Annotated in this window: 7 protein-coding genes; 2 read left to right on the top strand and 5 right to left on the bottom strand. The window is 64.2% G+C overall.

Annotated elements, in window-relative coordinates; genetic code table 11:
- Positions 1-57: 57 nt before the first annotated feature.
- The 3 genes from P6144_RS17125 to P6144_RS17115 all read right to left on the bottom strand — a co-directional run bounded on the left by P6144_RS17125 (position 58) and on the right by P6144_RS17115 (position 7,824).
- A complete protein-coding gene (locus P6144_RS17125) occupies positions 58-2,916 on the bottom strand; it encodes a M10 family metallopeptidase C-terminal domain-containing protein (protein ID WP_277769028.1) in 2,859 nt (952 codons plus the stop codon).
- 76 nt (positions 2,917-2,992) lie between these two features.
- On the bottom strand, positions 2,993-3,328 hold the full coding sequence (locus tag P6144_RS17120; protein WP_277769027.1) for a hypothetical protein: 336 nt from the start codon (positions 3,326-3,328) through the stop codon (positions 2,993-2,995).
- Between the two features lie 44 nt (positions 3,329-3,372).
- Positions 3,373-7,824: a calcium-binding protein gene (locus P6144_RS17115; protein WP_277769026.1), complete on the bottom strand. Its 4,452-nt coding sequence runs from the start codon at positions 7,822-7,824 to the stop codon at positions 3,373-3,375.
- A 227-nt stretch (positions 7,825-8,051) separates the two neighbouring features.
- On the opposite strand from P6144_RS17115, the gene uvrA reads away from it, so the two are divergent.
- Positions 8,052-11,096, top strand: coding sequence for an excinuclease ABC subunit UvrA (gene uvrA, locus P6144_RS17110; RefSeq protein WP_277769025.1), 3,045 nt, complete (start codon positions 8,052-8,054; stop codon positions 11,094-11,096).
- Positions 11,097-11,148: 52 nt separating this feature from the next.
- On the opposite strand, the gene P6144_RS17105 is transcribed toward uvrA, so the two are convergent.
- Complete coding sequence (locus tag P6144_RS17105) at positions 11,149-11,793, bottom strand: hypothetical protein (protein WP_277769024.1); 645 nt, start codon at positions 11,791-11,793, stop codon at positions 11,149-11,151.
- On the bottom strand, positions 11,790-12,755 hold the full coding sequence (locus P6144_RS17100; protein WP_277769023.1) for a hypothetical protein: 966 nt from the start codon (positions 12,753-12,755) through the stop codon (positions 11,790-11,792). Before P6144_RS17100 ends, P6144_RS17105 begins: the two co-directional genes overlap by 4 nt.
- 236 nt (positions 12,756-12,991) lie before the next feature.
- On the opposite strand from P6144_RS17100, the gene P6144_RS17095 reads away from it, so the two are divergent.
- A complete protein-coding gene (locus P6144_RS17095) occupies positions 12,992-13,168 on the top strand; it encodes a stability determinant (protein ID WP_277769022.1) in 177 nt (58 codons plus the stop codon).
- Positions 13,169-13,369: the final 201 nt, after the last annotated feature.

Here is a 13,369-nt window from a genome sequence, read left to right as displayed (position 1 = left end):
CCGCCCGCGTCGCTGAACGGCGCGTGAAACCGCGATGCAGCTTCCAGAAAGGAAAGCTCAGGCGAAGTGGAACGGGTTGCTCTCGAAGGGCGAATGGTGAGTCACGCCCGGGTCGAACGGGTCGAGGCCCTGCTGGTCGTTGGCGAACAACCCGGCCAGCTTGCCGCCCGTCACCGGCTCCGAATGCCATACCGCATCGGTATCGGGCAGCAGGATGGTCTCCGCCGCCACGCCCTTGCCGCCGCCATCGACTGCCATCACCGGCGCGCCCTTCACGCTCGCCTCGGGCGCCATCACGTCCTTGTCGGGCGCCTGCGCGGTGCTCGAAAGGATGAAGTCGCCCGCGCTCAGCTGCGCCTTGGCCACGCCGATCAGGATCACGTAATTCCCGCCACCCAGCGCGATGTTCATGATCCCGCCGCCCTGGTCGGTCATCGCCGCCTGCACCGCCGCGAAGCTGGCGAAGCCGTATGCCGAAAGGTCGATCTTGTCGGTGCCCGCCACGAAGTCGCCGATCGTGTCGATCCCGCTCGACGCACCGAACACGAAGGTGTCCGCACCGTCCTGGCCATAGAGCACGTCGTCGCCCTTGCCGCCGTCGATCCGGTCGTTGCCGGCGCCGCCCAGCAGCCAGTTGGTCGCGTCGCTGCCGGTGATCGTGTTCGCCAGCGCATTGCCCACGCCGTACAGCGTCGTTCCCTGCAGGATCAGGTTCTCGACATTGTCGAACAGGTAATAGGTCCCGCCGGCGATGTTGGCATACACCGTGTCGGTGCCGCCGTTCACGTCCTCGAAGGTGAAGTCGTTCTGCGCATCGACATAATAGCTGTCGTTGCCCGCCCAGCCGTACAGGAAGTCCTGCTCGCCATTGCCGTTCTCGCCGTGGAGCGTGTCATTGCCATTGTCGCCGACCAGATAGTCGGTGCCGCGGCCGCCCCAGAGGATGTCGTTGCCGTCCTCGCCCCAGATCCAGTCGTTGCCGGCGCCGCCAAAGACGGTGTCGTTGCCCAGCCCGCCGAGCAGGCGGTTGCCGCTGTCGTTGCCGGTGATGATGTTGTCGAGCTCGTTGCCCACGCCGATCGAGGCCAGCCCCGCGGCCGCCAGCGTCAGGTTCTCGACATTGGCGTAGAGCTGGAAATTGTCGGTGGCGAAGACGCTGTCGGTCCCCTCGCCCGCCGCCTCGTAGATCACGTCGCCCTGGCCGGTGACATAATAGGTGTCGTTGCCCAGCCCGCCGTTGAGCTTGTCGCTGCCCGCCCCGCCATCGAGGATGTCGTCGCCGGCCAGCCCGATCAGCGTGTCGTCGCCCAGCCCGCCGGTCAGCTTGTTGCCCACATCGTTGCCGATCATCAGGTCGACGCCGCTGCCGCCGATCGCATTCTCGATCACCGCGCCGCGCGCGATCGAGACATTGCCCGTCCGCCCGCCGACGCTGGAGAACTGCTCCTGGGTCAGGTTGATCGTCTGGTTCTGGCTGAATCCCGAATAGTCGAGCGTGTCGACGCCGCCATTGTCGAAGACCGTATAGGCAACCGTCGGATTCTTGGTCGCGTCATAGATGTCGCGCCCCGCGGTGCTGTTGAAGCCATAGACGGTGTCGCCGGTGCGGGTCAGCGTGTTGGTGCCGTAGAGCGCGGCGACCGCGATCCCGTCCGCCACCATCGGGCTCACCGTATATTGGCGGGTGAAGCCGAGGTTCTTGAAATAGGTGTTCTCGTTCTCGTCGAAATACGACATCACCGTCGTGATCCACGCATCGTTGAGATACGCGGCATCCTCCGGATAGTCGGCGGAGCCGTTGTACGGGCCGCCATGGCCCAGCCCCAGCGCGTGGCCGATCTCGTGGATGAAGGTCTGGAACGAATAGCTGTTCAGCCCGGTGCCATACTGGTCCACCCAGGCCTGCGAGACGTTGACCGTCGCGCTGGTGGTGATCCCGCCCGAATAGGCTGCGCTGGTCGAGGCGCCGTCGTCGGTGTTGGTGAACAGCAGCTGCCCGCCGGTGCTGACCTCGGCAAAGACGATCCCGGTCACGTCGGTCCACAGCAGCAGCGCCTGGCGCGCCAGGTTCGCCGCCGTGGTGCCAAGGCCGCTCATGTTGAAGGTCAGCGTGCCGCCCGGTGCCACGTTGAAATGGTGGCTGTTGCCGTTCCAGTAATCGGTGGTCAGCTGGTGGGCGATCTGGTCGTTGTTCCACACCTCGAGCGGCGGCGCAGTGACCATGTTGAGCTTGTAGGCGCCGGTCTCCTGGTCGTTCCAGCCGCCGACGTCGATATAATAGGTGCCGCTCGTCGTCGCGGTGAAGCGCACGCCCGAATAGGTGCCCGTGCGGTCGTCATTATAGGCAAGCTCGTTGCCGTTCGTGTCACGGATCGTGATCGTCGTGTCGACATCACCCGCGCCGCCGGTCGACAGCGTCTGGAACATGTAGCTCTGGCCGGCGGTCAGCGTCACGCGGTAGAAGTCGTGGTCGCCCGCCCGGTCGATGCTGCTGGTCTGGGTGCCGTCGAGCACGATCGTGCTCGTCGTCGTCGCATCGCCTGCGATCGTGTCGGGCGCCGTCGCCGCGGTGTCGGTCGCGCGGATCAGGAAGGTGCCGGTCGAGTCGTCGCTATAGGTGCCGCCGGCGATGTAATAGGTGCCGCTCGTCGTCGCGGTGAAGTGGATCTCGGAAAAGGTCCCCGCCCCGCCATCATCGTCCGACAGCAGCAGCGACCCGCCCGAATCGTAGAGTCGCAGATAGGTGTCGACGTCGTCGTTGTTCACCGAATTGGTGGCGAAGCTGTAATGATGCCCCGCGACCAGCGTCACGCGATACCAGTCGCGGTCGCCGGTAGTCTCGATCGTGGTGGTAACCGTGCTCCCTATATCGAGGACGGCAGTAGTCGAGCTGTCACCAGGAACCGTATCGGGCATGCGCTCTCACCAGAAAAAGGGCGTGAACTGACGGACTTGCTGCCATCAATTCTGCGCGTGGACAACGAATAAAGTCTTATCGCGTCGTCAGCCGCCCCGCAATCTCCCGCGCGAGGAGATCGATCGTGGATGGTCCCATCGCCCGGTCCGAGGTGGCGACCGAGATATCGGGCAGCCGCACCGCCTTGCCGCCGCTGGTGCGAGTCACGCTCGCCGTGGCGATGCCGGGCTTCTCGAAGCGCAGCGCCACCCGGATCTCGCCCCGGTCGAAGCGGATCCCGGCCTTGCCCAGCCCCGCCTTGAGCCGCGCGCACGCCACCTCGGGCGCCGTCGCGGGGACGAGCAGCTTGGCGCCCTGCGCCGAGCAAGTGAAGCCGGCGGGCTGGGCCAGGGCGAGGGCAAGCGCGAGCATGACCCGCTTCTACCCGATCGCAGCTGACCCGGCGATGTACCGGATCAGGCGAAGTGGAACGGATTGCTCTCGAACGGCGAGTGGTGGGTCACGCCCGGATCGAACAGGTCGAGGCCCTGCTGGTCGTTGGCGAACAGCCCGGCCAGCTTGCCGCCGGTCACCGGCTCCGAATGCCACACCGCATCGGTATCGGGCAGCGCGATGACTTCTGCCGCCACGCCCTTGCCGCCGCCGTCCACCGCCATCACCGGCGCGCCCTTCACGCTCGCCTCGGGCGCCATCACATCGGCCTTTTCCGGCTCGGCCTGCGCGCTCAGGATGAAGTCGCCCGCGCTCAGCTGCGCCTTGGCCACGCCGATCAGGATCACGTAATTCCCGCCGCCCAGCGCGATGTTCATGATCCCGCCGCCCTGGTCGGTCATCGCCGCCTGCACCGCCGCGAAACTGGCGAAGCCATAGGCCGAGAGATCGATCTTGTCGGTGCCAACGGTAAAGTCGCCGATCGTGTCGATCCCGCTCGACGCGCCGAACACGAAGGTGTCCGCTCCGTCCTGGCCGTAGAGCACGTCATTACCCTTGCCGCCGTCGATCCGGTCGTTGCCCGCGCCGCCCAGCAGCCAGTTGGTCGTGTCGCTGCCGGTGATCCGGTTGTCGAGCTCGTTGCCCACGCCGTACAGCGTGCTGCCCTGGAGCACGAGATTCTCGACATTGGCGTACAGGTAGATCGTCCCGCGCGACGCATTGGCATAGACGGTGTCGTTGCCGCCGCCGGCATCCTCGAAAGTCAGGTCGGCAGCATCGTCGACATAATAGGTGTCGTCGCCGGCCCCGCCATAGAGGAAGTCCTGGCCGCCGCGCCCTTCATGGGTAAGCCCGTCGATCAGCGCGCCCTGGAGCACGTCGTTGCCGTCGCCGCCGATCAGATAGTCGGTGCCGTCGCTGCCCCACAGCGTGTCGTTGCCGCCCATGCCATAGACCCAGTCATTGCCCTGACCGCCATAGATGGTGTCGTCGCCGTCATAGCCGAGCAGCAGATTGTCCTGCTCGTTGCCGGTGATGATGTTGGCGAGGTCGTTGCCCACGCCAAATTGCGCGGTGGTGCCGGTGACCAGCGTCAGGTTCTCGACATTCTCGTACAAGTAGAAGCTGACCGAGCTGTTGATCGTGTCGGTGCCCTGCCCGGCCTGCTCGAAGACCAGATCCTCCTGGCGGTCGACATAATAGCTGTCGTCGCCCAGCCCGCCCTGCATCCGGTCGATGCCGGCGCCGCCGTCGAGGATGTCGTTGCGGTCGCTGCCGATCATGATGTTGTCGAGCGCGTTGCCGGTGGCGCTGCCGCCTACCGACTGCTCGATATTGTCGGCCATCACCACGGCGACGCCATTGGCGCCCATCACCGTGTCGAAGCCGCCATTTGCGAACTCGATGACCTGCGTCCAGCCGTTGGAGACGACATAGACGTCGTCGCCGGCGCCCCCCATCAGGATGTCACCGCTCTCGGTCAGGCCGCCCGTCCCGCCGGTGCCGCCGTCGAGCCAGTCATTGCCGGCGCCGCCGATCAGCAGGTCGTAGCCCGCGCCGCCGATCAGCGTCGATCCGTCGGCGCTGGCATAGAGCGTGTCGTCGCCATCGGTGCCGGTGAAGGTATCGGTGCGCGTGGTCAGGATGTCGGCCATCGTCACGCCCGATGCCTGGATGGTCAGCACGCCCGCCCCGCTGGTCACCGTCACGGTCGAGCCGCTGATGCTCACGGCAGTGGGATGCAGCGCGGTCAGGTCGATCCGGTCGGTGCCGCTGACGAAGTCGGTGATCGTGTCGGTGCCGGTGCCGCGGGTGAAGGCGAAGATGTCGCGCCCCGCGCCGCCGGTCAGCGTGTCGCCGCCGCCGCCCACCAGGATATCGTCGCCCGCACCGCCTTCCAGCCGCTCGGCGGCGCTGCTGCTGCCCGCCAGATAGTCGCCGCCATCGCCGCCGTTGATCACGCCGGTCTGGATGCCGTTCGGGGCGTAGAAGATGTCGCGCCCGGTGCCCATCGACACGTTGCCGGTCAGCGTCCCGGTGTTGAAGATCCGGTCCTCGCCCGAATTGGAGAGCAGGTCGATCCGCCCCTCGATCCGGCCGCTATTGTCGAGCCACAGCTGGCCGCGGTTGACGTTGGTGTTGAAGGTGATCGCCACATCGGCGCTGATCAGCCCCGAATTGTGGATCGTCGAGACGAAGTCCTCCCAATAGAGGAAGACGCCGATGCTCTCGGCGCGGCCGGCGCCGGTCGTCGTCGCGCGGATCGTGCCGCTGTTGTCGAGGTTGAGCACATGCGTGCTCGCGGCCACGCCATAGGCGGCCAGCGCCGCGGTCGCCTCGATCGTGCCGCTGTTGATCAGCAATCCGCCATTGTGCGCGTACAGGCCGACGGCCATGAAAGCGCTCGAGCTCGCGCGGATCGCGCCGATGTTGATCGCCTCGTGCATCGACCAGTTCTGGTAGCCGATGGCGATGGTCTGCACCGAGCTGGCCAGTACAGAGCCTTCGTTTCGGAACTGCCACGAACCGCTGATCGAGCTGATCGCGATCACATTGCCCTGCAGCGACGTGGAGGAGTTGCTGATCCCATAGGTGTTCAGCGCCGCGATGTTGCTCGCCAGGTTCGCGGTGCCGGTGAAGGCGCTGGCGCTGATGTCGCCATAGTTGAAGAGCTGGTTCAGCGTGGCGGAAATGGCGATCGCGCCATTGTCGCCGCCGCTGCTCATCACCGAGCCGTAATTGTAGAGCGAAACGAACGCATCGTCGCCGGTCAGCACGGTTACGCCGCCGTTCGATTCCCAGCTCTCGCCGCGCTCGATCGTCAGCGTGCTGGTCAGGTAGTAGGCGTTGGCCGTCACATGATCCGGCGTCAGCACCGCGCCGGCGATCTGCCCGGCCACCGGCGCGGAATCGCCGCCCGCCACGCCGTCCAGGCCGCGATACAGCCCGGTCGCGTCGAAGCGGACGAGGAAGCGCGCGTCCACCAGCAGCGTCTCCGCGCCGCTCGCATAGGTCAGATAACGGACGCCGTCGCGGATCACGTCGGTGCCGAGCGTCCAGCTGCCGGCGAGGTCGATCGTGCCCGCGCCGCCGCCCGAGACGACCAGCGTGGCGGCATCGGTGAGCGCCGCCAGATCGCCGGGGCGGATCGCCAGCCACTGGCCCGATCCCAGCTCGATCTCGTCGATCCCGCTGACGCGGCTCGACGCCGCGACCTGGCTCAGCTCGACTATGCGCAGGTCGCCTGCCGGCAGCACCAGCACGTCATGCCCGATGCCGCCGCTGACGCTGGCGAAGCTGTAGTCGCCCAGCTCGATCCGGTCGTCGCCGGCGCCGGCAACCACCAGGTCGCCGCCCTGGGTGATGATCCGGTCGTTGCCGCCCTCGCCGTACAACCCGTCATTGCCGGCATCGCCCTGCAGCGTGTCGTTGCCCCAGCCGCCGAGCAGCAGGTCGTTGCCGCCGCCGCCAAGGATCGTGTCGTCGCCGCGGTCGCCGGTCACGGCGTCCGTCTGCGCACCGCCCCAATAGGTGTCGGCGCCCCAGCCCAGATTGGATACGCCGGTGATCACGCCGTCGCGATTGTCGATCCGGTCATTGTCCTCGCCCATGTCGATCCAGCCGTCGATCGTGCCATGGTTGGTGATCAGGTCCTCGCCTAGGTCGAGCCAGATCGCGCCGTCGATCACGCCGCCGGCCAGGTTGGTCACCTGCTCGTCCGGGTGGATCGTCGACGTCACCACCGAACCGTCGGCATAGATGGCGAAGTCGCCGCGGATCGTGCCGCTGTTGACGATCTCCATCAGCTCGCTGTCGAGATGCGTGACGTAGATCGCCGCCGAGGCGCCGCTGCCGGTGGAGATCGCCTCGATCAGCCCGGCATTCTCGATATCGGGATGATCCGCCCAGCCCGGCGGATTGCTGTGCCCGCGCCCGAGATAGATGCCCACTGCATCCTGCGACTGCGACAGGATCTGCCCGCCCGCGGCGTTGACCACGCGGCCGCCGTTGAAGCGCGCGATCGCGGTCGAGTGGAGGCTGGCCTGCGCGGCGAGTATCCCGCTGTTGACGATGTCGGCCGAGCCGAAGCCGGCCCAGTCCTGGATCGTCAGGGCGTTGAGGTTGCCGATCGCATAGATGCTGCCGCTGTTGGTCATCCCCTCGAAATGGCTGGTGACGGTGATGGCATAGGCTTCGCCATCGGCGGAGCGCGCAACCATCGTGCCGCTGTTGGTCACCGTGCCGAAATTCATGCCGTAGAGCAGCTGCACGCCGGCGGCATTGCTCGCCCACAGCGTGCCGGCATTGTTCAGGTCGGGATAAATGCCGTTCCAGCCGTCGCCGCTCGCAAGCATGCGCGACAGCCCGGTCGAGTAGCGGATCTGCCCCGAGGCGATGCTGGTGTCCTGGTCGATCGTGGCCGTGGACGTGACATTCGGTTCGCCCGTAGGCGCATCGATCGGCGGAATCGGCATTGGAACCCCTCTTATCCCCTCGGGCCGAGGATTATGTCCGTCCGTTTCCCGAAGATTTCCAGGCTACTGCACTGGAAAGGTTACAGAAGCGAGGATTTACACCGAAACGGTGCAACTCCGCCCGCGGCTTGCGATCCGCGCCTGCCGATCCCACATCCCGCATCGCGCGTTGACCTGCCCGGCGTGCTCCCTATACTCGGAACAAATCTGGAACAGTCGGACCCTCCATGCCCCTGACCACCATCTCCGTCCGCGGCGCGCGCGAGCATAATCTCAAGGGCGTGGACGTCGACATTCCGCGCGACACGCTCACGGTGATCACCGGCCTGTCCGGCTCGGGCAAGTCCTCGCTCGCCTTCGACACCATCTATGCCGAGGGCCAGCGCCGCTACGTCGAATCGCTCTCGGCCTATGCGCGCCAGTTCCTCGAGCTGATGCAGAAGCCCGATGTCGATCATATCGAGGGCCTCTCGCCCGCCATCTCGATCGAGCAGAAGACGACCTCGCGCAATCCGCGCTCGACGGTCGCGACGGTCACCGAGATCTATGATTACATGCGCCTGCTCTGGGCGCGCGTCGGCGTGCCCTATTCCCCGGTCACCGGCCTGCCGATCAGCGCGCAGACCGTGTCGCAGATGGTCGACCGCGTCCTCGCGCTGCCCGAGGGCACCCGCCTGCTCCTCCTCGCCCCGGTCGTCCGCGGCCGCAAGGGCGAGTATCGCAAGGAGCTCGCCGAGTGGCAGCGCGCCGGCTTCCAGCGCGTCCGCATCGATGGCGAGACCTATCTGATCGAGGAAGCCCCCGCGCTCGACAAGAAGTACAAGCACGACATCGAAGTCGTGGTCGATCGCCTCGTCGTCCGCGACGACATCGCCACGCGCCTGGCGGAAAGCTTCGAGACTGCGCTCAAGCTCGCCGAGGGCCTGGCCTATGTCGACCTGGTCGACACGACCGTCGCAGCCATGCAAAGCCCCTCCCCTTCAGGGGAGGGGTTGGGGGTGGGGGCTGTCCGTGAGGCACCCCAGGCGTTCGTCGCGGAAGGCATGCCCCACCCCAACCCCTCCCCTGAAGGGGAGGGGCTCAAGAAGAAGAACGCCACCGGCGGCCAGCTCAAGGGCGCCGGCATCCCCGACAACCGCATCGTCTTCTCCGAGAAGTTCGCCTGCCCGGTCAGCGGCTTCACCATTCCCGAGATCGAGCCTCGCCTCTTCTCGTTCAACGCGCCGCAGGGCGCCTGCCCGGTCTGTGACGGCCTGGGCGAGAAGCTGGTGTTCGACGAGGACCTCGTCGTCCCCAACCACGACCTGACGATCAAGAAGGGCGCGATCGTGCCCTGGGCCAAGTCCAACCCGCCCTCGCCCTATTACATGCAGGTGCTGGGGTCGCTCGCCCGCGAGTTCGGCTTCAGCCTCGACACGCCCTGGCGCGACCTGCCGGGCGAGGTCCAGCTGATCATCCTCCACGGCACCGGCGGCAAGCCGGTCACGCTGACCTTCGTCGACGGCAAGAAGAGCTACGACGTCCGCAAGCCGTTCGAGGGCGTGATCGGCAACCTCAACCGCCGCATGCTGCAGACCGAGTCCGCCTGGATGCGCGAGGAGCTGAGCAAGTATCAGGCCGCGCACCCGTGCGACACCTGCCATGGCGCCCGCCTCAAGCCCGAGGCCCTCGCCGTCAAGATCGCCGGCGAGGACATCAGCCACGCCACCCGCCTCTCGGTGGTCGACGCGCTCGGCTGGTTCCAGAAGCTGCCCGACACGCTCGGCCCCCAGCAGAAGGAGATCGCCCGCGCGATCCTCAAGGAGATCGACGAGCGGCTCGGCTTCCTCAACAATGTCGGGCTCGACTATCTCAACCTCGATCGCACTTCGGGCACGCTGTCGGGCGGCGAGAGCCAGCGCATCCGCCTCGCCAGCCAGATCGGCTCGGGCCTGTCGGGCGTCCTCTACGTCCTCGACGAGCCGAGCATCGGCCTCCACCAGCGCGACAACGACATGCTGCTCGCCACCCTCAAGCGCCTGCGCGACCTCGGCAACACCGTCCTCGTCGTCGAGCATGACGAGGATGCGATCCGCACCGCCGACTATATCCTCGACATGGGCCCGGGCGCCGGCGTCCATGGCGGCGAGATCGTCGCGCGCGGCACGCTCGACGAGATCCTCGCCACCACCGGCAGCGTCACCGCCGACTATCTAAACGGCACGCGCGAGGTCCCGCTGCCGGCCAAGCGCCGCAAGGGCACCGGCAAGAAGCTGACGGTCGAGAACGCCACCGCCAACAATCTGCGCGGCGTCACCGCCAGCATCCCGCTCGGCACCTTCACCTGCATCACCGGCGTCTCGGGCTCGGGCAAGTCGAGCTTCACGATCGACACGCTCTATGCCGCCGCCGCGCGCCAGCTCAACGGCGCCCGCCTGCTCGCCGGCAAGCACGACCGGATCACCGGCCTGCAATATCTCGACAAGGTCATCGACATCGACCAGTCGCCGATCGGCCGCACCCCGCGCTCGAACCCGGCGACGTACACCGGCGCCTTCACCAGCATCCGCGACTGGTTCGCCGGCCTGCCCGAGGCGCAGGCGCGCGGCTACAAGCCCGGCCGCTTCAGCTTCAACGTCAAGGGCGGCCGCTGCGAGGCGTGCCAGGGCGACGGCGTGCTCAAGATCGAGATGCACTTCCTGCCCGACGTCTATGTCACCTGCGACGTCTGCCACGGCGCCCGCTACAATCGCGAGACGCTCGAGGTGAAGTTCAAGGGCAAGAGCATCGCCGACGTGCTCGACATGACCGTCGAGGACGCGGTCGAGTTCTTCAAGGCGGTCCCGCCGATCCGCGACAAGATGGCGATGCTCGCCGAAGTCGGCCTGGGCTACGTCAAGGTCGGCCAGCAGGCGACCACCCTCTCCGGCGGCGAGGCCCAGCGCGTCAAGCTCGCCAAGGAACTCGCCCGCCGCGCCACCGGCAACACTTTGTATATTTTGGACGAGCCCACCACCGGCCTCCATTTCGAGGACGTCCGCAAGCTCCTCGAAGTCCTCCACGCGCTGGTCGAGCAGGGCAACACCGTGGTGGTGATCGAGCACAATCTCGACGTGATCAAGACCGCGGACTGGATCCTGGACTTGGGCCCGGAGGGCGGCGTCAAGGGCGGCGAGATCGTCGCGCAGGGCACGCCGGAGGACGTGGTGAAGGAGCCGCGGAGCTTCACGGGGAAGTACTTGGCGCCGTTGCTGGGGAAGGGGAAGGTTCGGGAGACTGAGGCGGCGGAGTAAAAGATCCTGCATCCGAGAGGCGGATTCCGGCTCCAATACCTCCGCTTAAGCGCTATGTTGTTTCCGACGGCGATGGGCTATTATCGTTGAAAACAAGAGAGCTTGCCAATTCTTCGAATATGGCATCCGCACCCCACGCCTGAGCGGCTGTAAATGCCACCTTCCGCCGCTCCTCGTGCGTCAAATCTCTAATAGACTTGTAGCCCAGATCGTGATGCGCCTCTGACCATGCATGCTGGAAAAGTGTTTTGATCTGAAGTTCAAAGAATTCTGGAATATCGTCTTCATATTCATCCGGAACAACCTCATCCGGAACGCTAATTATATAGTGAAGACCAAAGTACCCAAATTCATAATCTGAATTTGGCGTTTTATTTTCTACTTCAATAAATTTGAAGTATTTCTCGACTTCAATCTTAACGCGCTGAACATCTGATAAATAGAAGACAGTAATCCTAGCGCCGATTTGATCCTGTATTTCAAATAGGGGGTTAAGGTACTTCCTTTTTCCGTCGTCGTCGCGTTTATATGCCTTTTCTATAAACCGGTCCGGACTTTTTGCCCTCGCTGATATTCTGTCTATGCGGGGCAAGCTTTCCAAGTAGCCCTGAATGTGCCTCTCAAGCTGTTCAGCAACACTGCTCAAAAGGGGATAACGAGCCTTGTACTCAGCTTCGAATAGAGATTCCGAACTCATTTGCGCGCTAGCCGCTGGTCACTGACCCTGCCTCTAGTCGTGTATTCCACCACGCCATCAGATGCCTCTTTGGTTTCGAAAACCTTCTCAAAATCCTCATTTGGAGCCGTCAGTATTGCTCCATTGCTCATCTCAATGGTTCTAAACGGGGCCACATTCTTGAATTCATTGGGCTCAAATTGAAACATCTTTCCAAATAGACTCGGCTTAGATAGCTGATTCCTAATAGTTTCCTTTGCGGCGTTACTAAGCCCGAAGTGGTCACAGAAGTCCCCGATTGTAAGGGATTTACCAAGGAACACCGCTGGCGCTAGTGAGCTAGCATGCGCAATCTCAGCCTTCACCGAGAGGTTCGGATTTGCCTTAAGAGCCTGCTTGAGTGCGGTGGCGAGCCGCCGCGTGCCTGCAGCGGCAGTTTCGGAAAAATCGGCGTTTAGGAAATCTTTGAGCCAATAGTCTGAGATGTGCTCTCCCGACTGCCCCGCCTGGCGATCCGTCGCCATGCCTTTCCAGAACCCATCCTTAGGCGTTGGGTGCTGCAGCATGACCGCCTTGTAGGAAGAAAGCTTTTTGATAAAAACCTGCTCGAGAAATTCCACGTCCAATCCGGCCGAGCTCACTTCAGCTAGCACGGCTTGCTCCGTCGGGAAGCGAGAAACCACGACTCGTTTCTTGAGCCCTTGAGTGCCAGCAAGCAGAAATAGAAGCCCGATGCCACTTCGATTGTCGGTGACCCCTTGCAGTCTTTCAGCAATCAGGTGACCACTAGCCAAAGATGGACTTGCTTCGAATGCCACGAGCAAATCACGGCATTCATTTACCTGCCCTCCGTCCGGCGCCGCATTGAAGGTTATCTCAAAATCACGTGGCGAGGCTTCACCCGAGAATATGCCTGCAAGCATGTCAAAGAGCTTGCCAGTACCGCCAGCAATTTCCTTGCCCGATATCGAACTGCCGCCCACCGCACCTTTTCCCGGCGAGATTAGGTATGCAAACGCATTTGATATAGACAAATTCGTCTCCCCTTCTTCTAAGGGTGGACCCACTCAAACGCAAAAATCAATCCCTATCTTCTTTGGCCGAGCGGCCATCGCCCTCGCGTATACGTTAGCCTTCGGCCAAGTCTTACCCTCTCCATTCCGGACACATCCCGCCGCCCGCGCCTTCCCCACCCCACCCGCTTCGCTATATTCCCCGCATGGCAAAGCTCTCGCCCATCGTGTCCGAATTCGCGACGACCGAAGAAGCCGAAGCCTATGACGCATGGTTCCGCGCCAAGGTCGAGGCGCGGCTGGCGAGCAAGGTGCCGGGCATTCCGCATGACCAGGTGATGGCCGAGATGCAGGCCATCCTCGATCGCCGCGCCGAGGGCTGATGCTCCGCCTCCTCCGGCACCCCCGAGGCGCTGGAGAATCTCAGAACCATCGTCGATTTCATCGAGGTGATCGCCGTCTTCCACGCCCGCCAACGTTATCCATAGCGAATGCCATTCTTCACCAATCCTCCGCCGGAGGGAGAGGATTGCAGCCACACCTTCCCGCGCCCCTCCGCGTCTCCGTGTACACAAAAAGAACAA

Origin of the sequence: Sphingomonas sp. HITSZ_GF (assembly GCF_029543155.1) — a bacterium.
Taxonomy (GTDB): Bacteria; Pseudomonadota; Alphaproteobacteria; order Sphingomonadales; family Sphingomonadaceae; genus Sphingomonas.
This window is presented reverse-complemented; position numbering and strand designations above follow the sequence as displayed.